Genomic DNA, 26,395 nt, shown 5'->3' on the forward strand with positions numbered 1-26,395 from the left:
TGTCAAAACAAGTCGAGGTTTGGCAAAATTTAGTGTCGCAGGTCATTACTGGAGTGTCGATTGAATTACGCGGCAAGCGAAGCTTTATTGAATTTAGGGTAAGATATCACGACCTCCGATCATTGAGAGTCACTCAATGGATGACCTAATCTACAATTTAGCGCGCTATGAACCAGACGACACCTCCAAACGTTTTGATCGGCACACCGGCTTACAACGGCATGTTACACACCGACTATTTGCATGCGATCCTAGGATTTGCCAACAACGACATCCCGCACTCAGTGATGACGATTGGTAACGAAAGCCTGATTACCCGAGCCCGCAATGCGATTTTAGCTACGTTCTGGGAGTCCGAGATATTTACTCATTTATTGTTTCTTGATGCTGACGTTTTTCTCGATCATCAAGGGCTAAAAGACATGTTGAACCATAACAAAGATGTTGTCGGTGCTCCGGTATTTCTGAAAAGTAAAACAGCTGCCGGTGAGCAAACGTTAAACACCGACGCTGATCCTAAGCTAGCGCCGGTTCTGCAATCGGTCTCGCGCGTCGGTACGGCCGCGTTACTACTGTCGCGTGCGGCCGTTAATTCCTTAGTAGAGCACGCAGTAAAACAGGATCGGGTATATCAAATCAACAGTATGTTGCAACGTGAGGGAATGGCGAGTAACCACTACGATGTGTTTAGAGTGGGAATATCTAACGGCGAATACTTGTCAGAAGATTTTTGGGTTTGCAAAGAATTAATTGAACTAGGCTACGAGGTTTTTGTGGATACCTCAGTCTATACTCGCCACCATGGCATGGTTTGCTTTGACTAAACCTATCCCTGTTTAACCTGAACCCTATTTAATTAACGTTAGTCTTATGCAGATCATAGCTAGATCTGCATAAGAGCGGAAGCAAGGTGTTAACGCGTTAATCTACGTCCAGTACGACTTTGACAAGCTAAAGTTAAACGCAACATTCGCGTTAGGGTTAGGCGTTGTCGTCGGCGTTGGGACGGCCGTTGTCGTCGGTGTGGCTGTAGTAGTTGGTGTCGCCGTAGTCGTTGGAGCTGCGGTAGTTGTTGGTGTAGCTGTAGTAGTTGGTGCTACGGTAGTCGTCGGTGTTGTCACAGCAGCACAAACTGGGTCAGCAGATGTCACAGTAAATGATCCACTGTCACCAAACCCACTTACTGTACCGGTACAGGTAGTTGGAGCACTTGCACTATCAAGCGTTCCACTTACTGTGTAGCCTGAATGGAGTCCACTAACATTCACCGAGGTACCACTGACTGTGCCTGTTTTTGTGTCAACGGCATTGGTATTCAATGTCATTTCAACGGTAGCGACTGATCCCTCGACTGTAAGCAATACGCAACCGCCAGCCAATTCACCACTCGCCGCATGAGCTTCGCTAACAAACATACCTAGTATGTCACTTGCATCGAAACCTTTGTTATCGGCTTTAGTAACCAAAATACCACTACCGCCGCCCATCACAATGGCTGCGCCACTAGTTTGTGCATGGCTCGGTAAGATCACCGCATCGAGAATTGGCTTCTTCCATTTGTCCGCGATTAGGCCGGTTGAAATAACCGCCCCGCCGCCAATCAACGTACTTTTTAACAACTGGCGTCGATCATTTTTCTGATCAGCACCTAGAGCTTGATCTTGCTCAACGACTAAGTCAGGTGAGGAGTCTTTATTGGTGTTAGGCAGAACGCTGCTACCCGTTTTATTATTGTCTCTATTCTTGCTCATCGTGATGTAATTTATCCGTTGATTTTGTGACTAGTCGATAATACTCAAATGACTAACTAATTGACAAGGCGTTATCGACTGATTCTCAATGCGATACACATTAATCTAAGGCTCAGCTGTCACTAAAACATCGTTCGTTGTTACATTGAGCTGAGTTACAATGAGCTGAACCGATCGGACTATCGATTCAGTATGATCCCAAAAATAATTCATCAAACATGGAAAACAGAGCAAATACCAGAGCAATGGAAATCATTCGCTGAGTCATGGAAATTACATCATCCTGATTGGGATTATATTCTCTGGACTAATGCTGATGGCCTTAGGTTTGTAGAGAGTTTTTACCCAAAATTTCTGCCCACCTACTTAGCTTACCCTCACGACATACAGCGAGCTGACGCGATTCGATATCTTGTTATCCATCATTATGGCGGGCTGTACGTTGATCTTGATTTCGAGTGTTTACAATCATTCGAGCCGCTACTCAATACCAAACAACTTATTGCAGGCTTCGAACCGCAAAAGCACGCGAATCAACAGTCGCGTCCGGAAATGTTATGTAACGCCTTGCTTGCTTCTCAACCTCGGTCTCCTTTTTTGCAAGCGGTTATCGATTTTTTAGCATCGAATAACACTAAGGGGTTTGCGCACGACATACTGGCAACTACCGGGCCAGTGATGTTGCAGTCGATCTACGAGTTGTCGAACAAGGTCGGTGTGGATGCACATCCAGCGATACGTTTCTATCCATTTGTCAATAACGCACCGGAGTTATTACGGCTTGCTGAGAATTCTGCGACCAGTGAAAGTATCCGCGAAGAGTTGGTTAACTTAGGATGTTTTGCGGTTCATCATTGGGCGAACTCTTGGCTTACTCAGTCATCTGAGGCGCTGTTAAATCCCGACCCCAAATCAATAAATGGATATGACTTCTATCCAAGGCAGGATTCTCCCGGCGCGGATCTATTCAATGGTGGTAGAGATATCATGCTGTTAGCGGACCGCTGCCGCAATAATCCTAAGGTAGTGGCATTCAACACCAAAGGCTTTGCTAAACACACAATTTGCGCTACCACTGACTTTCAGACCATGCTAAACGCGAAGTCTAATGAGGGCATCTACGTTAAACACAGGAACAATCCGTGGACCGAGCAATCAAATCAACCGCTGAGCATGCAGTTCGCTAATCTTACCGCGGTGGGGCCTAAACCGTTTCGGTTGTTTTTGGACGACGCAAATGATTCAACTGTGAGTCCATACATTCGTCATAACCAAGTTTGGGAACCCGTGGAAACAGCGCTGATCAATAAACTTGTTGGGTCTGGTGACACGGTACTTGATGTCGGTGCGCATATTGGCTACTTCACGGTGCTGCTGTCACAATTAGTCGGCCCGCATGGCAAGGTGTACAGCTTTGAGCCAGAGTTCGCTAATCACGCTCTACTCCATACCAATGTTTTGACAAATTGTCTGCGCAACGTAACGATCGAAAATCAAGCAATCTCTAGCCATACAGGTGTCGCTGAGCTGTATTTGTCTAGCTATAACAAAGGCGACCATAGGATTGCGTTCACGCCGGGTCGAGAGGTGCAAAAAATTAGCCGGACTACGCTTGACGAGTACTTCGGGAATGATCCGGCGCCGGTGCATTTTATTAAATGCGACACGCAAGGTCATGAGCTAGATGTATTGCGTGGGATGCGCGGCATTATCCAACACAATTTAGAGCGCTTATGTTGCTTACTCGAGTTTTCTCCGAATCTATTAAATGCAACAAATATTGATGGAACTAGCCATTTCATTGAGTTTTTTAGCCGCTACGAAGCTGAAATATATTGGATTAACGAGGAATCTGGAAATCATAAACTAGTATTTATGGATAAAGCAGCCCTGTACGACCTCGCGGGTATTATGGTGGATCACGAGGACTATGATTATTCCAATAACATGCTGGTATTTTTCAGCAAACAAGCTCGGCTCAGCTATTTTAAAAAATTAGGTTGGTGAGCCACACGCGGATCAAATACTATTGGTCATTCGAGTCGACCATTTGTTTAAAGTCTCTACTTGGCTAACGGCCTGCGCAATAACTGGCACTAGCTTTACATCAGAAGATCAAGTCGGCTAATACACGTAAATAACGGTACCAAGTAATTTATGAAAACTCAGATTCCGAAGCTTTTTCATTTTGTGTTCGGTTTAAAGGAACAGACCGAGCCCTTCCACTTGGCTTACTTTCTGTGTTTGAAATCGTGTATTGAGGTTAATAAACCCAGTGCGATTCACTTCTATTATCATCATGAACCTTACGGCGACTATTGGGAGCTAATCAAACCGCAATTGACGCTGATCGAGGTGCAGCTGGAATCCTTTGTGCAGGACAATAAGGCTTACGAAAATCATCAGGAAGGTCAGTTCATCAAGGCCGCGAAACTGGACTACGCTCACCAAACGGATTTTATTCGACTCAAAAAGTTGATTCAATACGGCGGCGTTTATGCGGATATGGACACTCTGTTTGTGAATACTATTCCAGATGAGCTATATCAGCATCCGTTTGTGATTGGCCGAGAGCAAGGCGTGACCGATACGCTGACTAAGCAACAGCGTCCATCATTGTGTAACGCTCTACTCATGGCCGAACCTAATTCCGCGTTTGCGAAAGCGTGGCTGCAAGCTAGTTACGAGTCCTTTGATGGCACTTGGAGCTCACATTCTTGTCAACAGGCGGCAACCTTAGCAGCTGAGATGCCGAATGAAGTTTACGTAGCGCCACAACGATATTTTTATAAGCACATGTGGACTCAACAAGGCATCAGTACATTGTTTGAGGGCTTAGATAACGACTTTGAACACGTTTTTAGCATGCATATGTGGAACCACTTATGGTGGGACAAGTCGCGAGTAGATTTTTCTGAGTTTCACTCAGGGCTAATTAATGAAGCAACTATACTAGCCGTTGATACTACCTATAACGTTATCGCAAGACGCTTTTTGCCGGATCAAGCATCGAGAAAAAACATAATTAGACGAATCTTAAAGCTACCAGAACATGATGAACCAACACCTATGAAAAAATCATCTTCATCTATTCTAGTTCCTGAAATCGTCGATGGTTGGGAGCTGTCGTTAGAGCAAAGCCCTACTCGCTTTTTGCAGCGAACTTCAGGTCAGTTTTTTGTCACTAATGACATTACTAATATGATTCTGGAGTATTGCGACGGCATTAATAGTGTCGAACGCATTATTCAACAGTTGCTTGAGCGCTTTCCCAATGATGGCGAAGACATCAGTAAGGACGTGCAATTAACACTGCGCGACCTGGCCCTCAATGGCGCAATTCGATTTAACCAGACCGCTAAGCAAGTAGCCGTTACACCAAGGTACTCGCCGCCTCCGGTCTCGTCTACTCAAGCCAAGTTATGCATCGGCATGGCGACTTATGACGACTACGATGGGGTTTATTTTTCAGTCCAAGCGATTCGTCTTTATCATCCGGAAGTATTGGATGACATTGAGTTTGTGGTGCTGGATAACAACCCTTCAGGAGTTTGTGCTGAAGCACTGCAGAGTTTAGGTCACTCAATGCCGAACTATCGCTATGTCCCCGGCGATAACTTTCAAGGTACATGGTCGCGATTTTCGTTGATCAATCAAACCAATGCACCGTACATATTGTGTATTGATTCTCATGTAATGATTGCGCCTGGTGCGATTAAGCAATTATTGGACTATTTTGACACGCATCCTGACACCGCTGATTTTTTACAAGGACCGTTAGTTAGTGATGACCTGGTGTCGCTGTCATCACATTTTACGCCGGGCTGGAGCGGAGGCATGTATGGTCAGTGGGCGAGCGACCCAAGGGCTGAAGACGCCGCTAACGATGCGTTTGAGATCCCGATGCAAGGACTCGGTTTATTTGCACTCAGACGCGACAATTGGCCTCAGGTTAACCCGCGTTTCAAAGGGTTCGGCGGTGAAGAAGGATATGTACAAGAGAAAATAAGACGGTCCGGCGGACGGGCTTTGTGTTTGCCATTTTTACGCTGGATACATCGTTTTAACCGTCCAATGGGGACGCGCTATGCGCTTAATTGGGAAGACCGAATCCGTAATTATCTGATTGCTCACCACGAATTAGCCACTGACCCAAACGAGACTATTGAACACTTTAAATCCCATATAGGGGCAACTGAGACAGCAAATATAGTTGCTAGAGTTGAGTCTGAAATAGCTAACCCGTTTTATTATTTTGATGCCATTTATTGCATTAATAAAGATACTGCCGTTGAGCGATGGAACCTTGCTAAGCAGCAGTTTGAGGCGCTTAACATCAGTCACCGGGTACAGCGCTTGTCAGCCATCGAAACACCGCAAAACCATCAGATAGGTCGCGCGCTTTCGTATCGAAGTATTATTCAGTTGGCGAGCATGAATAAATTTAACAACGTACTGATACTGGAGGATGACGTTGTTTTTGATTCAAACACGCTCAACAATCTAGCTCAAAGCCTAGCGCACCTAAGCAGCGTAGATTGGGACATTCTGTATTTAGGTACAGGCCTGCAAGATAATCAAGGTCACCGCGTAGCAAGCGATGAATATGCTCGCGAAGTCACACGAGACGACGAATTCTCGGCCAAGGCGCTGGTTGTCAAAGCGTCAAGCTATGAGTCAATTCTAAATGGGCTGCCTGACAATGCTGATGAAATGGCCAGATACATTAAGCTATATCAGCCGTCAATAGACCACCATCTTGCTGCCGTTGGCGCACTGAGTCAGTTTGTTGTGGAAGCATCGTTGGTCAACCAATCAGTGGCTATCGACCGCAACCACAAGTCGAGCTAATGTGGGCTTCACCGCTGAGCGAGTAAAGAATTGTCCGGCCACAGGTGCTGAGTATGCCAAGCAACCTGGTCATCAAGTCAACATAGTCATCAAGTTCAACATAGTCATCAAGTTCAACATAGTCATCAAGTTCAACATAGTCATCAAGTTCAACATGGGCAATTAGCAGCTCTCCCCAGTGGCCCTCGCACATTTGACGTCATTACACTGTGGCATGTTCCATCCCCACGAGAGTTGCTGGAGGACATTCGATACCACCTCTCACCAAATGGGATTTTGGCAGTTGCCATACCTAATGAATTAGCTCCGCTGCTGAGAGTCAGAGTCATTGCTTCAAATCATCTGCCAGTTGCTCGGCACGCTCTAGGCGAGTTTAGATTTGTAGAAGAAATCCATTTAACCCACTTTACCCCAAGATTGTCAAAGGCACTTCTTCAACAACGTGATTTCAAGATTCTAGCGTTTGGAGTAGACGATGTTCACGTAGATAGAACCGTCTACACGACAGTTAAATATCACGCTAATCGTGTAATCAATGCGCTGACGAACACGCATTTCGATAGTGCGATGTACGTCATTTGTTCACCGAATAGATAAGTTCAATCCTCGAGTAACGAGTTGCTCGGTAGGTACTATATCTTCATCGCTCGACGCTAGGAGGCAGCAATTTTTATGTCGATTTAGAGCCGCGTAAGTTTTGATTGTGCCACGCAGAAGCGCTTGATGGCGCGCATGATTCGACGGCGTGTTGCTGAGTGCGTTTAGTAGCATGGAGTGCGCTTTTTCTAACACGTGTCGTGCTGAGCAAACCAGTCCGAGTTTTTGGTATAGGTCGGCAATGTTATGGTGCGTCACTACTATCATTGATACCGCTTCATTCGGCTCGCTCCAGCGTGGGAATAGGCGCTCAGCGGCTTGCAGCGCCGCGGCATAAGACGACTGTGCTCTGTCAAAATCATGATTAACAAATTGTCGGTTTCCCAGTGTAATGTGGTGTTTCCACTCATGCATGACTTCTGACCTCTATACTAAAAAATAGTTAGATAGCATTCTGAATTCGGTTTCGATTCTGGCTACCTCGCGTTTTTGTTGATCGGATTGCGACAAAATACGCAAGTAAGCCATCGGTCGATAGACATTGTCTAAACACCAACCTCGCCAGCATTTGGCGATCTGGCAATCACAGATGGTATCGAGAATAATCCGTAACATATCGATCTGAAGCTGGCGCTGTTGGCTCGCTGGCATTTTTTCTCCTGCTTGACAGCACGCGTCGATCCAACCAGTAAGAAGTTTTGGGCAGGTGCCGCATTGACCGTTGCGTACCGCTTTACTGAGCGGATATTGACTTAACTCTCGAGTAAACACGTGCCTGCCCTATTTCGTTGCTGGTATCGGTTTCAATTTAGAATTGGTAGCTAATGCTGCCAATGACAGAGCGACGCTCTCCTTGAAAGCAATCACCTCGCGAAATACAGGTTGATTGATATTCCTCGTCGGCTAAATTACGAGCATTTACGCGCCATACCCAATGCTCCATTTGATATGCCAACATGGCGTCAATCAATGTGTAGGAAGGTGTTTCGATGGTATCGACTCCATCAAATGATTCGCCGGTATAGCGCGCGCCTAGGCCTGCTCGAAAGCCATTTCCAGGGTTATAAGTAACCCAACTTGATGCTTGATCTTCTGGCACGGTGGTAAATCTATAGCCATCTTGTGTTTGTGTGTCTAGCTGACTTAGATTGGTTTCTATCTCAAACTTACCAAGACTAAACTTGGCTTCTAGCTCCCAGCCTGACACGCTATCGATACCGCCGGCCTGTGTGCTTCCAGTTGGGGTTGATGTCAGCAAATTGGATTGTTCAATATCAAAGTACGCCACCGTTATATAGCCAATATTGTCTGGCAACTGTACTTTCACACCAGCTTCTATCTGTTCTCCGTCCTGTGCTTGAAACGGAGTTCCTGTCACTGCATCAAGACCAACCACCGGCTGAAACGATTCAGCGTAGCTAAGATATGGCGAAACTCCGCTGTCAAAAGCATAGAGCAGCCCGCTTGCTATGCTGGTGGATGAGTCCTTTTGGCGCACATCGGCACCAACCGTTACGTTGGTAACATCATCACGTCGCACACCGATATTCCAATGCAAATTGCCTACTTGCATCTGATTGTTGATATACAGGCCGCGATCTTTCACATTGCTGGCAGGCGCATCGTAAAAGTATTGATCTAAGATATCTTGGCTCGGAACATCACCATATTGCGGGGCGAATACATTGATCCAATAGCGGTCGCCGAGTATTGCATCGGGGCCTGCGCTGGCGAAGTCGTAACCAAGGGCATAAGCATAGGCGCTGCTATCGTTGGTTGTTACGTCTTGGTATTGCCCGCCGATCATCAGTTGGTGGTTAACTGCGCCAGTATCAAAGTCTGCTCTAAACCTCAGATCCACTGCGTTTTGCTCGGATTCGGCGGCTGCTTGATAAAAACTTCGAGGAACCAGCCCGCCGCCGTAAAGGCTACCATCGGCATTGCGCACATAACGATCGGCGCTAAAGCCCAGCGCGATCCAAGCTTGTTCGTAGTCGCGATCGCCAGTTGTGCGACGCGCGGTAAATTCAGTTGACCAAACGTCGTTTAATTGATGGTTTGCGAGTAAGGTAACGGACTCAGTAGTGCCATCATAATAACTGAACTCTGGGTCACCAGCATTGAAATCAGACGCAATAAACTCACCATTTGGTGCAGCAATTAACGTGCCGGCAATCGGCAAAAATTGTGCGCCAGCATCTGCCTTAGAATCTTGATAACTTAGCAATAATGTTACTTCGGTATCGTCCGAAGGTTGGTAGCTTATCGACGGTGCAATTACACGCGCGTTATTCTCCACAAACTGGACTTGTGTTTCTGACTCGCGAGCCAAACCTATCAAGCGGTATAGCCAATGACCTTGCGAGTCTAGCTGGCCGTTGACATCAGCGGCGATTTGTTGGTAATTGAAATTGCCAAATGACACGACTAACTCATTGCTAGCATCAGCATTTGGTCGTTTGCTGACGGTATTTACTATCCCTCCTGGTGAGCCTTGACCATACAGCACTGAGGCAGGCCCTTTTAAAATCTCAACTTGTTCCAAGGTATACACTTCAGGGCGAGTGTTGTTGTAATTACCAAACAAGGATTGCAGGCTGTCCTGGTATTGCGGCACGTCGAGTCCACGCACTCTTACCCAGTCACCTCGCGTCGAAAAGCCGAATGCTTCGCCGGCTACACCAGCGCTATAAGTGTAGGCATCGGCGAGTTCAACCGCTCCAAAGTCCAATAAAGATTGACGATCTTCTACCGAAAGCGAGCGAGCCGTTTCTAGGATTGGAGTGTCAGATTTAGTGGCTGAGTAACGAGACAATTCACCGATGACGGTGATCTCCTCCAGCGGCCCGTCTTGAGATTGTGCAAAGGCGCCATTTGAAAAAAGTGCAAGGAGAAGTAACTGGGAACGAAGTTTCATGATGAGTTGAGTTTGTTATTCAAAATTGTTTCTTGTTGGCGAGGAATTTAGTACAATTCATTTGCTAATGCAAATCATTCTCATTCGCGTTCTCAATATGCCAATAATAATACTGGCGGTTTTAATGGCCGCACTCGGATTTACTTTGATTTTTATAAGTTGGAAATCGAAAGGATCATCACCAGACACAACCAACGTCAAGTCACATGCTCGGGCGTACACGTTTATCGGCTGGGTTTTGCTTCTCACTTCAGTGGTGCTTGCTATCCGTCAATGTGGGTTGGAGTTTGGACTTATGTATGCGTCGTTTTGGCTAGCCTTGATTCCTTTGTTGATTGCTGGGCTTAACGTTCAGCGACGTCGTAACGTCAAGGTCGCCGTCACTAACAGTCAGCTAACAAAGTTAGCGCCAAAACACCTGCTAATGAACGTTATACACTTCTGGATCATCGTCCCTGCCCTCTGTTTGCTTAGCTTGTTGCTAAGCCTAGGTATGACCAGCCTGACTAATTGGCAAGCAGTAAACAAAATGACGTTTATAGTGCTTATTTTTCCGCTGCTTTGGGGATTGCTTGCCTATTGGTATCTGTACAGCGAACGTCGTGTGGTATCGACTGCATTAATCATCACTGCGACGTCCGTAATCGGATTTAGCCTTTTCTTATCTCAATAGTCGGTACCCTGTCATGACATTCTCCAACGCATTTTTCTCGCGATCTTTAGCTGCGCACTCATGGATGGGCCTTTTCGTTGGCGCCTTGATGTACCTCATTTGCTTGAGCGGTACCTTGGCTGTCTACTTTGAGGAGTTTGAACGCTGGGAGCAACCCACGGCACAAGAGTTCTTCGATTTTGATATTGGCATGGTGGATCGAGCGTTTAATCGACTGCTAGCAAGTGGTGATACTGAGGTCACTCCGCATATGTATGTCACGTTGCCAACGCAAGGTAATCCACGAGTTGGTCTTATTACCGAGAATGAAGGTTGGTTTATGAATCAAGCTGGTGAGCTAACATCGTCGACGGCGCACCCTTGGACCGATGTCTTGACTGACCTTCACCTTTATTTGCACTTACCAAAGGCTTGGGGAATGATTGTTGTTAGTGCACTTGGCGCGATGTTGTTGGCCTTGGTTATATCTGGTTTTGCATCTCATCGCACGCTGTTTAAAGATGCATTTAAATTGCGCTTATTTGGCAACAAGCAGCTCGAGCAAACTGATATTCATAATCGCTTAAGTGTTTGGGGAGCGCCCTTCCACTTGATGATTGGTGCGACTGGCGCATTTTTCGGATTTTCGATGGTGGTGGTCGCACTTTATGCGGCGGTATATCACAACAACGATACCGATCGCGTAACCCAGTTAGTCTTTGGTGACGAGCCAGAGTTAAGTCAAGAAATTGGTCGTGTCGAACTAGCGAAAGCGTTTAACCAAATGCCTGAGTTGGCACCGAACACTAAGCCTATATTGGCTATCGTGCATGACACTGGGACTCCGGGGCAATTTATTGAAATATATGCTCAATATCCGAATCGACTTATTTATTCAGATAATTTTGTTTTCGACGCCAGCGGCAACTTTATCAAGCAAGAAGGATTTTCTGATGGTGCTATAGGTAAACAAATTATCTATTCGATGTATCGATTACATTTTGGGCACTTCGGCGGCTGGTGGACCAAAGTGGTTTACGTGTTACTGGGCTTGGCATTGACGGTTATCTCGGTCAGCGGTATCAATATCTGGTTGGCCAAACGACGGCGCAAAGACTTGATTAACTATTGTTGGAACGGTTTTGTCTGGGGTACACCGGTCGCATTAACCATACCCGCGATTACCCGTTTTGCTTTTGACTTCACAAATTTTAGTCTGTTCTGGTTGAGCCTAGTGGTCAGTTGCGTTTATGCCTGCGTAACTCGCAATGAAGCGAAATCAAAGCGCCGCCTCATCGTCGCGTGGGCATTGCTCAGCGTAATTTTGGTAACGACCTATATTTGGCGATTCGAGGCCTATGCCCTCCAAACCTTACCGCTGGTAATCAACTTAACGCTGATATGCATGCCGGTGACCCTGTTTATTGCAATGACTAAATTAGTGCAAAAACAAACTTTAACGTGAAGCCACTAAGTGAGCATTTACAATACTTACTCAACCTTGGTAATGCTGACAAACTGATCCCATAAGGTCTGTGCTACCGGGCCAAGTATTTGATCTTGATTTTTAATGATCTGGTAGCTTAAATTTACATAATTTTTGTTATCGCTTAGTTGTAACAATACTAATTCACCACTGTCAATCTTGTCTCTAGCCAAAAAATATGGAACTTTGCCCCAGCCCATGCCGCGTTCGATCAACATCTGTTTAGTTGAGAAGTCGTTGACGAACCAGCACCTCTGTCCATCTTGCACGCCAAAATTATGACCCTTAGTTGTCACACCACTGCCTTGCAAAACTATTTGGTACTCATTGATCAGATCAAGGCTGCTGCTTAAGTTTGGATGGCGCGAAACCAGCTTCGGTGCGGCGACATTGACCAATTTCCCTGACGCTAAAAAATGGTGTTCCAATTTAGTATCGATTAAAAAGGCGCTATCTAATGGCGAAATGCATAGTGTTGCAGCTCGATTGGTCAGGGCTTCTAATGCACCACTAATATATTCTTGCCGAAGCACGATTTGCGTATTTGGAAACATACCTTGAACAGTTTCAAGGATGGGCAATACGATCTTCAAATCGAATGATGCTTCAATAGCAATGGTAATACTAGGTTCGTTTCCAGCTCCAATATGATCAGCGATCTGACGTAAAGACGCTGCCTCATGTTTTACTCGAAGCGCTTGTTGATAGACTACCTTACCGGCATCTGTGAGCGCTAATCGATATCCTGAACGACTGAACAACTCTAGGTTTAATGAGTTTTCGAGTTGTCGAATTGCTTGGCTAATAGCAGGCTGAGTTTTATTTATCTCTCGACTTGCGCCACTAAGAGACCCCAATTCAGCGACAGATATGAACATCATCAATTGATCAAGCTTCATAGGCATTCCCAAAAAATAAATTTTTCCTTATGGAGATATAAAAATATATTAGATATTTATTCACAGCAAGTGGCTGTACTCTCGCTAAGCGGTTCGGTACTTAAAACTAGGAATCGCTTGGATTGCTTTAAAAGGCAATAACAATCACAAAAAAGCTTGCTGGAGACAGACATGAGTAAAGCAGTAAAAATTAGTTTTTGGATTAGCGTGACGTTGGCGAGTCTTGCCCTTGTTGCAGGTGGTGCGGCCAAACTTGCCAGCGTTGAGCAAGTGCATACGTCATTTTCGGTTATGGGTTTGCCCGTTTGGTTCGGTTATTTCATTGGGCTGTGTGAGGTATTAGGTGGTATTGGCCTTTGGTTGCGCAAGGTGAGTGCATTGGCCGCTGGCGGACTGCTAATTATCATGGCCGGTGCTATGTATTTTCACATTGTCTATGACTCTATAGCTAACGGCATTCCGGCCTTTGTTATCAGTCTATTGTTAATACATATTTTGATTAGCCGTATTAAAAATAGCATTAACTAGCAAAAATTTTATGGCCCTACGATTCGGTAAACTATTCTAAAAATAGTTTTACCGAATCGACTAACAAATCGTTTGTAAGGTCTCTCGCTACAAAATTTGAATGCGACGACTCCCTCACCATTCTCCGTCTTAAGCGTTTTCAGCCAGCCCCCAACGCTCTGAATACTGCGATTTGTGCAATGATAATGTCGTAAACACCGCGCTTGGAGGCTAGCTCCGTTTGCAGCAACTTTAGTTCGGCATCTAGCAAGTCGCGAAACGGCGATGCCCCGAATTCGTACTGAGCCTTAGCGATTCTGGCCGATTCAATTGAATCGCTGAGTGCGGAGTCCAGCAATGGCTGTCGATCGCGAGCTGCTTTTTGATTTGATAAGGCAGCATTGAGGTCTTCGAGTGCAACTAACACACTTTTTTCATACTCGGCAAACGCCGCATTTGAGCGGTGTTCAGCGGCATTGACCCTTTGCTTACCTAGCACCAAATTACTTAATGACCAAGATAGGGTCGGCCCAAACGCGAATTGCAGCGCATTATCTTCAAATAATTGTTCAGACTCTTGAGCCGAGTAACCCACAGAACCGACAAGTGATACTTGTGGAAACATAGATGACACGGCCAAGCCGACTTCGCTAACTGAACTAGCCAACTTACGTTCAGCCACCTGAATTCCAGGTTGGCGACGAATCAGCTCGGCTAGCTCGCCAATTGGAAGTGATTGGTCAATATAAGAAGCCGTGCTACGCGTTGAGAGCTGTTGTTTAAGCGCACCAGGAGCGCGACCGGTCAGCACGGCTAATCGAGCTTCGACTTGTGATAATGAGGCTTCAATTGTAGGCATCGCCGCTTGACTGGATTGCAGTTGCGCGCGCGCATTCAGTACATCGACTTCAATGCCTCGACCATATTCCAAAAGCACTTCAGCGACTCTGAGACTGTCTTGCTGTAAACCAATATTGCGTTGCAGTGTCTCGCGTTCCGACAATAGCGATTGAAGTTGAAAGTATTGAGTTGCCACTTCACCAACGACCATCAATTGCAAGCCACGCAACTGCATCAATTGTCCTTCATAGTTGCTTTTGGAAATCTCAATCTGGCGCGATAGTCGACCAAACAGGTCTAGATCCCATTGCGGAGCAAAGCTTACCGAATACAAATCGGTGTCGGCAAACGCATCTGACTGCCCTACTGCGGCCGCTGATTGGCGCGACTCGCTTGAGGATGCACTTATTTGATCAGATGGAATTCGGTCTAGTCTAGCAAGCGTTAAATTTGCCCGCGACGCTTGAATGTTCGCGCTCAGTGCTACCAAATCTCGATTGTGTTGTAGTGCTTGGTCGACTAGCTCTGATAACCGGTCATCATCAAATACCTTCCACCATTCGGTTAGCACCTCGTTAGTATTTTGATACGCTGATATTAAGGCGCCATCTGACAGGAGTGATTGTGTATTAGGCGTCGAGTATTGTGGGCCAATTGTCGCGCATCCGCTGCTAATCAGGGTTAAGCCGAGCCAGAAAAAAGTACGTGTGATGTTGTTCATACCTGCCCCTGCAGTTCTGTTTCATTGCTTCGCGTTCTTCTTTGCTCTCGAGCGATCGTGAGACGATCAAGCATACTGCCCAGAGCTGGGACCAATAGCATTTGAATGAACGTGCCGATTAATACTCCAAAAGCGATGCTTGCCGCCATTGGAATCAGAAATTGAGCTTGGACGCTTTGTTCTAACATTAGTGGTCCAACTCCTAGAAAGGTTGTCAGAGCCGTTAGGAAAATAGGTCTAAAACGGCTCTTGCCGGCCTCAATCCAAGCCTGTCGCGAATCAACACCTTGCGCGCGCAACTCGTTTGCGAAGTCAACTTGAACCAATGCGCCATTAATTACCACGCCGGCTAATCCAACAATGCCAAATATACTCAACAAGCCCATATAAAGATCCATGACCAGATGGCCTAGTACCGCGCCAACCAACCCAAAGGGAATGGCTAACATTACCACTATTGGTTGTGAGTACGAGCGAAACGGGATCGCTAATAGAATAAAGATTGCCAACAACGCGAGTGTGAAATTTCGACCTAATACTGATCCAACATCGCCCATCTCTCTTGCTTCACCACCAAAGTCAAACCGCACATCTGGCACTGACTTCTCGATCTCCGGCAGAATCGCCTCAGTTAATACCGCGTTGGCTTGCTGGCCACTAATTACCGCATTATCGACATCGGCAGTAATCGTAATTAACCGTCGACCGTTGCGACGGTTAATGGTCGACGGACTGAGCGTCTCAGTAACATTGGCCACTTGCGATAGCGGTATGAATTCGCCGGTGCTAGTTTGAATCCGGTAGTCAAACAAGTCGCTGATATGACTTCGTTCAGTTTTAGGTAGACGAACATAGACTCGTACTTCGTCGCGACCACGCTGCACTCTAAGCGCTTCGTCGCCGAAAAACGCACCGCGTACTTGCAAAGCAAGTGACTGCAAACTTAAGCCATAGCGGCGTGCTTCGTCTTTGAGTTCGATTTTGAATTCGCGTTTACCTGCATCAAAGTCATTTCTGACGTCGAATACTCCATTTATCGAGTTTAGCCCAGCCTCAGTTTGGCTAATTGCCTCACGCAAGCTGGAATCTGTATCCGCTGAAACCTCAACCTGAACCGACGCACCAAGTGACACTAGGTTGGATGCGACACTAATCTTGGCCTGGCTTTTGAACGGTGCTAGCGCTTTTCGCCACTTTGCTTCAAATTCAGATGACGAAAAATCGCGATCTTCCGGCGAGGCAAGCTGAATGACGACTGAGCCTTGATTGGATTTAGGTGCGTTTAGTCCGCCGGACCCCGGTGGTCCGCCAGCTTCCTCTTGAGTACCGACTAACACTAATTGCCCTAGCATAAGCTCGTCGACTGTTTGTTTGTCAGTTGCCATTGACCGCGCTACCTCAACTCCCGCCTGTTCGACTTCGGCGATTAATTGAGCGGTTCGCTGCAACGATGTTCCTTCGGTCATTTCGACTGAGGCCGTGACATAGTTACCCTCAATCTGAGGAAAGAAAGAAAATTTAATATAGCCGTTCGCGAGAATGCCAATAGTCAAAACTAACACCGTTACGGCGCCAGTTATGGTGACAAACCAGTGCTTCGTGGTGAAGTCCAAAATACGTTCTAAAGGGCCTTCAATAAAGCGCTTTAATGCGCCATCGACTTTATCTCGAGCTTTGGCAAAAAACTGAAAAACGAAGTTGCGCGGCGGCTCTTGTACATTTATATGTGATAAATGGTGCGGCAAAATCAATAGCGATTCGATTAACGAGAGCCCTAAAATGATGATCACAACAGCGGGAATATCCGTTAGAAACTTACCTAAAATGCCAGGCAGTAATAGCAGTGGGACGAATGCCGCCACGGTAGTTGATACCGCGAATATGACCGGTGCGGCAACTCGACTAGCCCCTTTAACCGCCGCCTCCATGGGCGGCGTGCCACGCTCCGCTTCGGCAAAAATATTTTCGCCGGTAACGATAGCGTCATCAACCACGATGCCGATCGCTAGTATAAATCCAAACATAGATAGCGAGTTTATCGACAGGCCAAGCAATGACATGGGAATAAACGCGGCAGTAAACGACACACCAATTCCAGCTGAGACCCAGAACGCCAGACGCAAATCGAGAAACAGTGTTAGCGCAAGTGCGACCAACAATATGCCGATGATTGCGTTCTTCACCAAAAGATCAATGCGTTGATCCAACTCAACGGCATCGTTGCGCCAAATGACTACGTTGACGCTCTCTGGGAGGCTAGGCTTCAAACTTTGCTCTATATACGTTTCGGCGCTTTCAATTACGTCAAGCACGCGCTCGTCACCAACACGGAAAACGTCGAGGAAGACCGCGGGTTGACCGTTGAACAGCGCAAACTGATCGCGCTCCTGAAAACCGTCGACGACGCGAGCGATATCACGAACTCGAATGACTCCGTCACTCGGTGATGATCGAACAATGATCTCTTCAAAGTCTTGTCGCGTGAGGTTCCGTCCGACTGTACGAATCAGAATATTCTCTTTGGCGGTGTCGATATCGCCGCCGGGTAACTCTAAACTTTCGAGCCGAATTGCATTTGACAAGTCAGCTAAACTTACGTCGTAAGCACGCAAATTATCGCGCGATACTTCGATTGAGATTTCATAATCGCGAGCCCGCTTGACCTCAATCAATGAAATATTGTCTTCAAGAACGAGATCGTCTTTTATGCGGTACGCCAGCTCCTTCAAAGCGGCTTCGGGCAATGCGCCGCTGATCGCTATTTCAGCAACACGAGTTTTACCACTAACTTGCGAGACGATTGGTTCCTCGGCGTCGTCTGGAAAAACCGTTATGCGATCTACCTCTGATTTAACATCATTTAGAGCGCGGCCAATATCGGCGGTTCGCGAAAACTCGAGCTTAACAACCCCAACGCCTTCAGCCGCAGTTGCCGTTACTTCCTTAACACCTTCCACGCCATTGAGTTGCTGCTCAAGCGGCTGAATGATCGATTTCTCAATTTCATCAGGTGATGCGCCGACATACGGCACTTCGACTTGGATTATCTCAAGCGTGAATTCAGGAAAGGCCTCTTGCGAGGTGTTTGACATGCTGATCAAACCGCCAATCAGCATGAAGCCCATCAGTAGGTTTGACGCAACTGGATGTCTAGCAAACCATTCAATAATACCGTTCATTGCCCCTGACCTACTGCTGTTGTTGCTTCAGGCTTGGCGTTGATTTCGGCTTCAGTTATTGGCTCGCTGGACGTATCACCTCGACTGGGATTCAGCAACGGTTCCGACATATCTTGAGTTTGTGGTGAGGCGGATTCAGTGCTAATTGTGTTGCTTGGTTTGACACTTTGGGTTTCGACAGCTTCGTTAAGTGCGGATGGGGCAGTTGACGCTGAGGGCTCTTGTTGTGCTGAGGGCTTTTGTTGTGCTGAGGGCTTTTGTTGTGCTGAGGGCTCTTGTTCCGTTGAAGGCTCTTGTTCCGCTGAAGGCTCTTGTACCGCTGATGGCTCTTGTTCCGCTAAAGGCTCTTCTCCAGCTAAAGGCTCTTGCATCAAGGCAGCTGGGCTGGGTTCGTGGTTGCGAATCTGTACGTGGTTGCCGGGTAGCACACCGCCGATGTCAGACCCCAGAACATAAAGTTCGCCGTTATTCTCAATTGCTGGCTTTATGAAGGCTGTTTCTTGTTGGTTGCTGAGGGTTTTGATGCTCGCTGATTGCACTACGCCAATGCCTTCTTGGTTTACTGCTACGAACCAAATGCTGTTATCTGATCGTACGCTGTCACGATTGACCTTGATATATCGCCCCATGTCGCGGGTTTGAATAAAAGCTTGGGCAAACATGCTTGGTAAAAGTGGAGGTGCTTCGACGTCGGTTTCTTGCAGGGCTATCCCGCGAGCTTCAGGCGCATCTACGCGCACAATCACGTCAATAGTACGAGAGGCGCTGTCTAGTCCGGCTTCAACTCGGTCGACTACAGCAGGCCAATAAAAGCGACTACCACCAAATGATGCTTCTACCCGCGCGGCAATATGAGCCGTTTCAGTACTGAATAAATTCTCCAGCAGCACTGCATCTGATTCAGCTAATGCTACGGAGAGTTCGAATGCTTCGGTTGAATAAATGTCGGCAAATTGCACGCCTGGAGCCAACACATCACCAGTGCTGACTTGCTCGCTAATAACTCGGCCATTGAACGGCGCTCGGATAACACTGCGACTCAGGTCGGTTTGGGCACTTTTAAGACTGGCTTCGAATTGAGCTACTCGTGCTTTAGCCGCACCTAAGGCTGCTTGTCTTTGATCTAGCTCCTCCTGCGCAGCTGCTTTTAGCTCAACTAATTTTTTCGATCTTGCCAATTGCGCCGTCGCAAGAACTAGATCGGCCTTGGCACTGGCTAATTGGGCCTTAAGTTCTGCAACTCGCGCGGACAAGCTAACTGGGTCGATTGTCAGCAATGCGTCACCGGCTTTGAAATAGGCTCCCGACTTAAAGTTATCGCTTAGCTCAATCACTTCACCGGATACCTGTGCTTGTAGCTTAACGGTTGCTACTGGCACAACACGGCCACTGGCAGAAATCTCAAAGTGGCCGCTTTGCCACACCAAAGGTTCGGCATCAATCACAGGAGTTCGTGTTTCAATTGGTGTGAGTTGGGGTTCTGACTTTAGCGCCGTCAATAACAGTAAAACAACCGCTCCGAAACCAACTATTGCCAAGCAAACGAGTAGCCAGCGTTTACGTTCATCGTCAATGTGAAAAGTCATTAGGCCCCCTCTGGCAACAATAGTTTTTGAATATTTGAGAATACAACTCGTTTTATCTGTGCAACTTCTTCAGCCCCAAATGTGCTTATGTTAAGCGCGATTTTGGAGCTCAAGCGACTAACCCTGAACACCAATATTTGCCCAAATATAGTTTGCGCAATGATCGCGTTTTCCAATCTGTTGTCCGGTTGATGCCGAACGATAGACACCAATTTAGTGACTAGACCATGAAACGGGTTTTTGCTTAATTGGTGGTCTTGATTGTGCTCACCTAGTTGAAATTGCGTGACGAACCGTGCCCACCTCTTAGTTTGGTCGGAATCGGGAATCAGTATCTCGATAGTATTTTCGACAATATTCAAAATGTGTTGTAACGCCTCGCCGGCATCCAAACTTGCTGAATTGATAAAACTTTCTGCCGCCGCAACTGGTGCATTACTGTGTGTAGCAATTTGCTCACTTATATAATCCGCAACGGCGCTGTATAGGCCATCTTTGCTGCCAAAATGGTAGCTGATTGAGGCGACATTCATACCTGCGGAATCGCTAATTTGACGAATCGAAACACCGTCAAAACCATGTTGCCCGAACATATCCAAGGCTGCTTGTATTAGCTTTGTTCGAGCTAATTCGCCTACTCCCGGAGAATCATTTTTTACTGTCACGCGGTTTTACCTATAGTCACTCACTGCATTATTGGCGGACAATACGCTAGATCTAAAATTAAATCAAACGTTTGATTTAATTTTAGATCTAGGCAGATTAGGCTTATATACTCGAGCTGTTAAAGCCTGCGAACGTATATCTGCGGAGAGTTTGAATTTTTGCCAGCTAAAGGAGGAGAAAACAAATCGTCGGCATCCATCTAATGTCAGCTGACAATGCTTCGATTTTGGCTAAGCGTTGCGCTTATTCTTGCGTTACTTGTTAGAGTCTATTGGCGGTTCGCTAGATTCGTCCGCTTGTACATTGCCAACTATAAGGAGTGGCGCGGCATCAATATCTTGCGCATCCATCATCTGCGCGACACGCTGCAAAGCAGCGATGATCATGGATTGTTCCCAGGCTTGAAGTTGATCAAACTGTTCGGTGAAGCGATCTTGTAGTGGCACCGGGGCATCTCGCAGTGCAACGGCGCCTTTATCACTCAGATGCACGTGCACTTTGCGTCGATCCTGCTGAGACCGCTCACGGTACAAGTACCCTCGCCCCTCGAGTCGCCCCAATATATTGGTAACCGTGGGCTGGCTTAAGCTCATCTCGTCAGCTAATTTGCTAATCGTTGCATCGCTATGATGCTGGACTGTTTGCAGCAACAAAATCTGCGGACCGGTGAGCCCGATTGTTTTAGCCAGGTGTTTGGAATGTAGGTCGGTTGCTCGAATAACTCTGCGTAATGCGATCAACACTTTCTCGGCTTGTTTCAATGTTTGTAAGACCGCGGCGTAGCGTTTTGCTGTGTGCTTAAAGAATACAACGGAGTGACCATTTCGCCAAACTTGTTAATGAGTCTTATTGAAATAGACAGCTTACGACGCAGCTGCAATCGGTTTCAGGGTGTTGCGTTTGATGAATAATGTATATAACTGAATGTATTATTTACTATGGGAATTCGCTTTGAATCGAATTTGCACAAGTGTTACTATGCCTTTCGGCAAAATCTTGCCACATTTCCTCTATATTTATTATATTCAGCTGAAACTAAATAAGATTTGGTTGACGGATGTTCTTTATCAATTGGGCCACGGACCCACTACTACATGTTCTTTAAGAAAAAATTACCCTTAGCAATCGCGCTCGCTACTTCTGGTTCGGTGTACGCGCAGCAATCGGCAATCGAAGAAATAGTGGTGACCGCCACCAAGCGAGCAGCAAGCACGCAAGACATTCCGATTGCAGTAACCGCTGTATCAGAAAAAACTCTTGAACAGCTTGGGATATCTAACTTCTCTGACTACCTAGTGCAACTGCCAGGCGTCACAGCAGGCGGCAGTGGACCGGGGCAAAACACTATCTATATTAGAGGCGTTGCTTCCACCACACCAAACCTAACTACTGCGGGCGTCGCCGGCCTTGCGCCAAACGTAGCGCTGTACTTAGATGAACAACCCTTGGCGCAACCAGGCCGTAATCTAGACGTATATACCGCCGACATGAATCGTGTTGAAGTATTGTCCGGCCCACAAGGAACACTATTTGGTGCTAGCTCGCAAGCCGGCACGGTTCGCTTGATCACCAATAAGCCAGATCCAACGGACACTTACGGCAACGTAAAAGTTGGCTTTGCTACGACTAAACTGGGCGAAGAAAGCAACAATATCGAAGCCATGTTAAACCTACCCATCACTGAGCAGTTCACACTGCGTGGTGTGGTTTACCGAGACGATCAAGGTGGTTACATTGACAATGTTGCAGGAAACCTAAATCTGACAGAAAGCGCTCGGTTCCGCCCACAAGGAACGGTTCGAGCAAATGGCGTGCCGGTCAGCGCGGATCGCGCTGGTTTTCAATCTACCGCCGATCTGAGCGGTGTACAGTTTATTAATGCAGATAATAGCGCCTTAGTTGAAGAAGACTTTAATGACACCACTTACACCGGTGGCCGTCTTACCGCACTCGTTGATATCAACGATGAGTGGAGTGTGCTGCTGTCTCAATCAGCCCAGCAATTGGACTCGGACGGCGTTTTCTTTGCCGACCCAGACTTAGGCGACTTGGAAATTGCGCGTTACGAACAAGACACAATGGAAGACAGTTTCAGCAACACAAGTTTGACTCTAACTGGTCGATTTGCTGAATTAGAAGTCGTGTATGCGGGCGCATATACTGATCGAGAAACAGAGCAAGTTATTGATTATGCTGACTATATGTTCGTCGGTCAGTACCTGCCCTACTACATTTGTGATAGCTCTGTGTCCTACCCAGGTAGTGCAGCGCCGAGCGGCGTGTGTCAAGCTCCAAACCTGCTTGTCGACAGTCTAACCAACACTAAGATCCAAACCCATGAGATCCGTGTGTCGACGCTGTCTGACTCAAAAGTCAGTGCGACTGTTGGTGCGTTCTATAGTGATTTGGAGTTAGAGGAACGCAATGACTTCACTTACAAAGGATCAACCCAGATTGACGGTTATGGAGCCCAAACCGGCTTTTCACCTAACTTTCCATTCACCACTGGCTATATTTCCGATGCGGGACCATTTCCTGCCGACGTTATCTTCCGCAACGATATCCGCCGTACTGATGAGCAGTTCGGTGTATTTGGCGAAGTAACTTACGAAATGAATGATCAGTTTGCGTTAACATTTGGCGCGCGCTACTACGATATTGAGGTGGATTTTGAAGGCAGCGCTAACTCGTCATTCTGTAACTTGTTTCAATCAGATTCGAACTCGTTCGGTACTGATATCAGCGATATTTACAACGGTGATGGTCAAATCACTTTTCGCGGTACGTGTAGCCCCGATGCACAAATCACCTATAGCGCTGAGACAATTGATGAGAACACTCCAGCCTCTGTGGTAGCTGCGTTAAACGCACCTGATAAAGCAAAAACCGACGGCACAATCTTTAAACTAACCGGAAATTGGACGCCTAGTGCTGACCAACTGTTCTACGCGACTGTGTCAGAAGGCTTTAGACCTGGACTATTAAACCGACCTGGTGGCGCGACTAACCCTGCCGGCACTTTTAGTGTTCCATTTGCCTTGGATACCGATGAAGTGCTGAATATGGAAGTTGGTTGGAAAACCGATTTGTTAGACGGTGCCTTGCGTTTGAATGGTAGTGTATTCAGAGTGGACATCGAAAATCTACAAACGACAATCCTCGATCCGAGTATTACCAACCTATTCTTCTCTGATAATGCGGCCAATGCAGAAGTTACTGGACTTGAAACTGACTTCATTTGGTTGCCTGATCTAGCCGGTTTAACTGTTCGTGGCGCGGTGTCATTTTTAGATACTGAGATCACCGAAGTACTTACCCCGACCAACGATGTTAGAGTTGGCGATGAATTGGCGTTTGCACCAAGTATGCAAGCCAACCTGTTAGCCCGATATGAGTGGAACCTGAGTGGCGATAAAGTTGCTCATGTCATGCCGCATATGGCCTACTCAGATGAATCGTACTCTGACATTATTTCGATTAACCGTTCACGAATCGACAGCTGGACTATGTTTGGCATCACCGCTGGTGTTAGCACTGAAAAGTGGTCTGCGGAGTTGTATATCGATAATTTGAGTGACGAGCGCGCTGAGTTATCACGTAACTTCGTGAATGATCGCCACCGTGTGTCGTATGCGCGTCCACGCACCGCTGGCGTACGTTTAAGTTACAACTTCTAGTCAACTGTAATGAATTCACCAATGTGCGCTTTACTGATCGGCGCACATTGGTGATTCCGTCAATTCTATGCCTGCAGCGAAACCTGATTCTGAACTATCTAGCGTAGAACCGCTGATGCGCGCTGGCGATTTCGCCGCTGCGCTATCCAGCTTAATGGCTCGCCCTAAACAAGACGTTGAAACACTGTATCTAATTGCCGTTTGTTTGCGTTATCAAAAGAACTTCGATGGCGCTCTTGAGACGCTTCAACAACTCCATAGACTATCGCCAGACCATAGCCGAGCCTTACAGGAAGAAGGCCACGTTTTTCGTGCTAAACAAGACTGGAACCATGCACTCGCAGCCTATTCCCGCGCGACTCAGCTTAACCCCGCGTTAGCGGCAAGTTGGCAAGCGCAGTTCGAAATATTGCGTATGCAGCAGCGCGCACCAGAAGCGAATATGATTCTTGAGCGAATCGAACGCTTACAGCAACTTCCCAAGATCTTGGTGTCAGCCACTGATTTAGTCGCTCAAGGTAAACTGGTTAAGGCAGAACAAGTGTGCCGAGCGTTCTTACACAAAAACCCATTGAACGTTGAGGCCATGCGGCTTTTAGCTGACATAGGCCTTAAACTCGGCGTGTTAGAAGATGCTGAGTTTTTACTTAGCACAGCCGCTGACCTTGCGCCAGATGACCCTCAAATTCAGATGGAACTGCTACAAGTATTGCGCAAGCGTCAGAAGTTTAATGCTTCGCTGGCCTGTGCTAAGCGTTTGCTTGAAAAGGCTCCGAATAACCCTCAGTTCCAATCCTTATATGCCATTGAGTGTATGCAAACTGGTGACTACCAAAAAGCGCTAGCACTGTTTGACACTGTATTAACGGCGTTACCTGGCGAACCGATCACGCTGACTTCGCGCGGTCATGCACTTAAGACTGATGGCCAACAGAGTGCTGCCATTGATTCATATACCCGCGCGCTTGCGTCCAAACGCAGCCACGGAGAGGCATGGTATTCGCTCGCCAACTTAAAGACCTTTACCTTCTCGGCTCAGCAAATTACCGAAATGCAGTCATTAGTAGAGCAAGCCTACTTGTCACACAATGATCGTGTATACCTTAATTTCGCGTTGGGCAAAGCCTTAGAGGATCAAGCTCAGTACCACGATTCGTTTGCTCACTATCAGGCGGGAAATGATCTTAAGAAAGCTCAAAGCCGATATTTGGCCAGCAAGATGAAAGAAGAGTTTGACCTGCAACGCAAGCATTGCAACGCCGAATTTGTGTCACGAATTAGTGGCGCTGGCGACCCGTCCCCTGCTCCCATATTTATTGTCGGCTTGCCGCGTGCTGGTTCAACTCTATTAGAGCAAATTCTGTCGTCTCATAGCCAAGTAGACGGCACCTTAGAACTACCTAATATTCCAGCGCTGGCACACCGCTTAAGGCGTGGTCCGCGTGAACAAATTACCGCTAGCAATCAGTACCCAGAAGTATTGCATAGACTGACAAAACAAGAGCTTGCGGAATACGGGGCGACCTATTTACGCGACACTCAAATCCATCGCCAGGACGCACCATTCTTCATCGATAAAATGCCGAATAATTTTCGACATATCGGTCTCATAAAAGCGATTTTGCCGAATGCGAAAATTATTGATGCTCGACGTCATCCGATGGCGTGTTGTTTTAGCGGTTACAAACAGCTGTTTGCTGAAGGCCAAGAGTTTACCTACGACCTAACTGACATAGGTCGCTATTATCGTGACTATGTCGAGCTAATGGCACACTGGCAATCGGTACTCCCTGAGCAAATTTTGCAAGTGAATTATGAGGATGTAGTCGACGACCTTGAGACGCAAGTGAGTCGTATTCTCGATTATTGCGGCTTGCCACATGAAAGCGCATGTATCGACTTCCACCGTACTAAACGAGCGGTCAGAACCCCCAGTTCTGAACAGGTTCGACAACCGCTGTTCCGCTCTGGGCTTGAACAATGGCGTCACTATGACGCATGGCTGAGTCCGTTACGCGACGCGCTCGGCGATCTCCCAACTACTTGTGACCTTCCAACTACTTAAG

At 46.9% G+C, this 26,395-nt stretch carries 18 protein-coding genes and 1 pseudogene; 9 read left to right on the forward strand and 10 right to left on the reverse strand.

The features are described from left to right. Positions 1 to 167 precede the first annotated feature (167 nt). Positions 168 to 824, forward strand: coding sequence for a hypothetical protein (locus DFR28_RS06255; protein ID WP_113953492.1), 657 nt, complete (start codon positions 168 to 170; stop codon positions 822 to 824). A 102-nt stretch (positions 825 to 926) separates the two neighbouring features. Here the strand turns inward: DFR28_RS06255 and DFR28_RS19820 are convergent, their stop codons facing one another. Next, positions 927 to 1,751, reverse strand: a complete 825-nt coding sequence (locus DFR28_RS19820; protein WP_211316906.1) for a hypothetical protein — start codon at positions 1,749 to 1,751, stop codon at positions 927 to 929. Positions 1,752 to 1,943: 192 nt separating this feature from the next. Between DFR28_RS19820 and DFR28_RS06265 the strand changes: the two genes are divergently transcribed. From DFR28_RS06265 to DFR28_RS20155, 3 genes and pseudogenes are all read left to right on the forward strand, one after another. Continuing rightward, positions 1,944 to 3,758, forward strand: coding sequence for an FkbM family methyltransferase (locus tag DFR28_RS06265; protein ID WP_113953493.1), 1,815 nt, complete (start codon positions 1,944 to 1,946; stop codon positions 3,756 to 3,758). A gap of 150 nt (positions 3,759 to 3,908) precedes the next feature. After that, complete coding sequence (locus DFR28_RS06270; protein ID WP_113953494.1) at positions 3,909 to 6,602, forward strand: PqqD family peptide modification chaperone; 2,694 nt, start codon at positions 3,909 to 3,911, stop codon at positions 6,600 to 6,602. Between the two features lie 150 nt (positions 6,603 to 6,752). After that, positions 6,753 to 7,199, forward strand: a pseudogene (locus DFR28_RS20155) (class I SAM-dependent methyltransferase); the annotation flags it as partial. On the opposite strand, the gene DFR28_RS06275 reads toward DFR28_RS20155, so the two are convergent. The 3 genes from DFR28_RS06275 to DFR28_RS06285 all read right to left on the reverse strand — a co-directional run bounded on the left by DFR28_RS06275 (position 7,185) and on the right by DFR28_RS06285 (position 10,116). Further along, complete coding sequence (locus tag DFR28_RS06275) at positions 7,185 to 7,613, reverse strand: hypothetical protein (protein ID WP_113953495.1); 429 nt, start codon at positions 7,611 to 7,613, stop codon at positions 7,185 to 7,187. The pseudogene DFR28_RS20155 and the gene DFR28_RS06275 overlap by 15 nt on opposite strands. A gap of 12 nt (positions 7,614 to 7,625) precedes the next feature. Continuing rightward, complete coding sequence (locus DFR28_RS06280) at positions 7,626 to 7,850, reverse strand: hypothetical protein (RefSeq protein WP_147250940.1); 225 nt, start codon at positions 7,848 to 7,850, stop codon at positions 7,626 to 7,628. A 157-nt stretch (positions 7,851 to 8,007) separates the two neighbouring features. After that, positions 8,008 to 10,116: a TonB-dependent siderophore receptor gene (locus DFR28_RS06285; RefSeq protein ID WP_113953497.1), complete on the reverse strand. Its 2,109-nt coding sequence runs from the start codon at positions 10,114 to 10,116 to the stop codon at positions 8,008 to 8,010. 67 nt (positions 10,117 to 10,183) lie between these two features. Between DFR28_RS06285 and DFR28_RS06290 the strand changes: the two genes are divergently transcribed. Together DFR28_RS06290 and DFR28_RS06295 are read left to right on the forward strand one after the other, a co-directional pair. Next, positions 10,184 to 10,789 (forward strand): hypothetical protein, encoded by a 606-nt coding sequence (locus tag DFR28_RS06290; protein ID WP_147250941.1) that lies wholly within the window; start codon positions 10,184 to 10,186, stop codon positions 10,787 to 10,789. A gap of 13 nt (positions 10,790 to 10,802) precedes the next feature. Continuing rightward, on the forward strand, positions 10,803 to 12,233 hold the full coding sequence (locus tag DFR28_RS06295; protein ID WP_113953499.1) for a PepSY-associated TM helix domain-containing protein: 1,431 nt from the start codon (positions 10,803 to 10,805) through the stop codon (positions 12,231 to 12,233). A 26-nt stretch (positions 12,234 to 12,259) separates the two neighbouring features. Here DFR28_RS06295 and DFR28_RS06300 read toward each other — a convergent pair whose 3' ends face one another. Continuing rightward, positions 12,260 to 13,153: a LysR family transcriptional regulator gene (locus tag DFR28_RS06300; RefSeq protein ID WP_113953500.1), complete on the reverse strand. Its 894-nt coding sequence runs from the start codon at positions 13,151 to 13,153 to the stop codon at positions 12,260 to 12,262. A 171-nt stretch (positions 13,154 to 13,324) separates the two neighbouring features. On the opposite strand from DFR28_RS06300, the gene DFR28_RS06305 reads away from it, so the two are divergent. Further along, positions 13,325 to 13,681 (forward strand): DoxX family protein, encoded by a 357-nt coding sequence (locus tag DFR28_RS06305; protein ID WP_113953501.1) that lies wholly within the window; start codon positions 13,325 to 13,327, stop codon positions 13,679 to 13,681. Between the two features lie 139 nt (positions 13,682 to 13,820). On the opposite strand, the gene DFR28_RS06310 is transcribed toward DFR28_RS06305, so the two are convergent. The 5 genes from DFR28_RS06310 to DFR28_RS06330 form a co-directional block, all read right to left on the reverse strand. Further along, positions 13,821 to 15,221: a TolC family protein gene (locus DFR28_RS06310; RefSeq protein WP_113953502.1), complete on the reverse strand. Its 1,401-nt coding sequence runs from the start codon at positions 15,219 to 15,221 to the stop codon at positions 13,821 to 13,823. After that, the gene (locus DFR28_RS06315; protein ID WP_113953503.1) at positions 15,218 to 18,400 is read right to left on the reverse strand and encodes an efflux RND transporter permease subunit; all 3,183 of its coding nucleotides are present in this window, start codon (positions 18,398 to 18,400) and stop codon (positions 15,218 to 15,220) included. The genes DFR28_RS06310 and DFR28_RS06315 overlap by 4 nt, the downstream gene beginning before the upstream one ends. Then, on the reverse strand, positions 18,397 to 19,986 hold the full coding sequence (locus DFR28_RS06320; RefSeq protein ID WP_113953504.1) for an efflux RND transporter periplasmic adaptor subunit: 1,590 nt from the start codon (positions 19,984 to 19,986) through the stop codon (positions 18,397 to 18,399). Before DFR28_RS06320 ends, DFR28_RS06315 begins: the two co-directional genes overlap by 4 nt. Further along, positions 19,986 to 20,651, reverse strand: a complete 666-nt coding sequence (locus DFR28_RS06325; RefSeq protein WP_147250942.1) for a TetR family transcriptional regulator — start codon at positions 20,649 to 20,651, stop codon at positions 19,986 to 19,988. The genes DFR28_RS06320 and DFR28_RS06325 overlap by 1 nt, the downstream gene beginning before the upstream one ends. Before the next feature lie 255 nt (positions 20,652 to 20,906). Next, positions 20,907 to 21,413: a MarR family winged helix-turn-helix transcriptional regulator gene (locus DFR28_RS06330; protein WP_113953506.1), complete on the reverse strand. Its 507-nt coding sequence runs from the start codon at positions 21,411 to 21,413 to the stop codon at positions 20,907 to 20,909. Between the two features lie 333 nt (positions 21,414 to 21,746). Between DFR28_RS06330 and DFR28_RS06335 the strand changes: the two genes are divergently transcribed. Both DFR28_RS06335 and DFR28_RS06340 read left to right on the forward strand, forming a co-directional pair. Further along, positions 21,747 to 24,329 (forward strand): TonB-dependent receptor, encoded by a 2,583-nt coding sequence (locus DFR28_RS06335; RefSeq protein ID WP_113953507.1) that lies wholly within the window; start codon positions 21,747 to 21,749, stop codon positions 24,327 to 24,329. A 67-nt stretch (positions 24,330 to 24,396) separates the two neighbouring features. Then, positions 24,397 to 26,394 (forward strand): tetratricopeptide repeat-containing sulfotransferase family protein, encoded by a 1,998-nt coding sequence (locus tag DFR28_RS06340; RefSeq protein ID WP_113953508.1) that lies wholly within the window; start codon positions 24,397 to 24,399, stop codon positions 26,392 to 26,394. The last annotated feature ends 1 nt before the right edge of the window (position 26,395 follow it).

The organism is Arenicella xantha, from assembly GCF_003315245.1.
Classification (GTDB): domain Bacteria; phylum Pseudomonadota; class Gammaproteobacteria; order Arenicellales; family Arenicellaceae; genus Arenicella; species Arenicella xantha.

What these genes read in the sequence shown, in the direction of transcription:
- DFR28_RS06255 (WP_113953492.1), top strand. Translation starts at nt 168, where the DNA reads ATGAACCAGACGACACCTCCAAACGTTTTGATCGGCACACCGGCTTAC.
- DFR28_RS19820 (WP_211316906.1), bottom strand. Translation starts at nt 1,751, where the DNA reads ATGAGCAAGAATAGAGACAATAATAAAACGGGTAGCAGCGTTCTGCCT.
- DFR28_RS06265 (WP_113953493.1), top strand. Translation starts at nt 1,944, where the DNA reads ATGATCCCAAAAATAATTCATCAAACATGGAAAACAGAGCAAATACCA.
- DFR28_RS06270 (WP_113953494.1), top strand. Translation starts at nt 3,909, where the DNA reads ATGAAAACTCAGATTCCGAAGCTTTTTCATTTTGTGTTCGGTTTAAAG.
- DFR28_RS06275 (WP_113953495.1), bottom strand. Translation starts at nt 7,613, where the DNA reads ATGCATGAGTGGAAACACCACATTACACTGGGAAACCGACAATTTGTT.
- DFR28_RS06280 (WP_147250940.1), bottom strand. Translation starts at nt 7,850, where the DNA reads ATGCCAGCGAGCCAACAGCGCCAGCTTCAGATCGATATGTTACGGATT.
- DFR28_RS06285 (WP_113953497.1), bottom strand. Translation starts at nt 10,116, where the DNA reads ATGAAACTTCGTTCCCAGTTACTTCTCCTTGCACTTTTTTCAAATGGC.
- DFR28_RS06290 (WP_147250941.1), top strand. Translation starts at nt 10,184, where the DNA reads ATGCAAATCATTCTCATTCGCGTTCTCAATATGCCAATAATAATACTG.
- DFR28_RS06295 (WP_113953499.1), top strand. Translation starts at nt 10,803, where the DNA reads ATGACATTCTCCAACGCATTTTTCTCGCGATCTTTAGCTGCGCACTCA.
- DFR28_RS06300 (WP_113953500.1), bottom strand. Translation starts at nt 13,153, where the DNA reads ATGAAGCTTGATCAATTGATGATGTTCATATCTGTCGCTGAATTGGGG.
- DFR28_RS06305 (WP_113953501.1), top strand. Translation starts at nt 13,325, where the DNA reads ATGAGTAAAGCAGTAAAAATTAGTTTTTGGATTAGCGTGACGTTGGCG.
- DFR28_RS06310 (WP_113953502.1), bottom strand. Translation starts at nt 15,221, where the DNA reads ATGAACAACATCACACGTACTTTTTTCTGGCTCGGCTTAACCCTGATT.
- DFR28_RS06315 (WP_113953503.1), bottom strand. Translation starts at nt 18,400, where the DNA reads ATGAACGGTATTATTGAATGGTTTGCTAGACATCCAGTTGCGTCAAAC.
- DFR28_RS06320 (WP_113953504.1), bottom strand. Translation starts at nt 19,986, where the DNA reads ATGACTTTTCACATTGACGATGAACGTAAACGCTGGCTACTCGTTTGC.
- DFR28_RS06335 (WP_113953507.1), top strand. Translation starts at nt 21,747, where the DNA reads ATGTTCTTTAAGAAAAAATTACCCTTAGCAATCGCGCTCGCTACTTCT.
- DFR28_RS06340 (WP_113953508.1), top strand. Translation starts at nt 24,397, where the DNA reads ATGCCTGCAGCGAAACCTGATTCTGAACTATCTAGCGTAGAACCGCTG.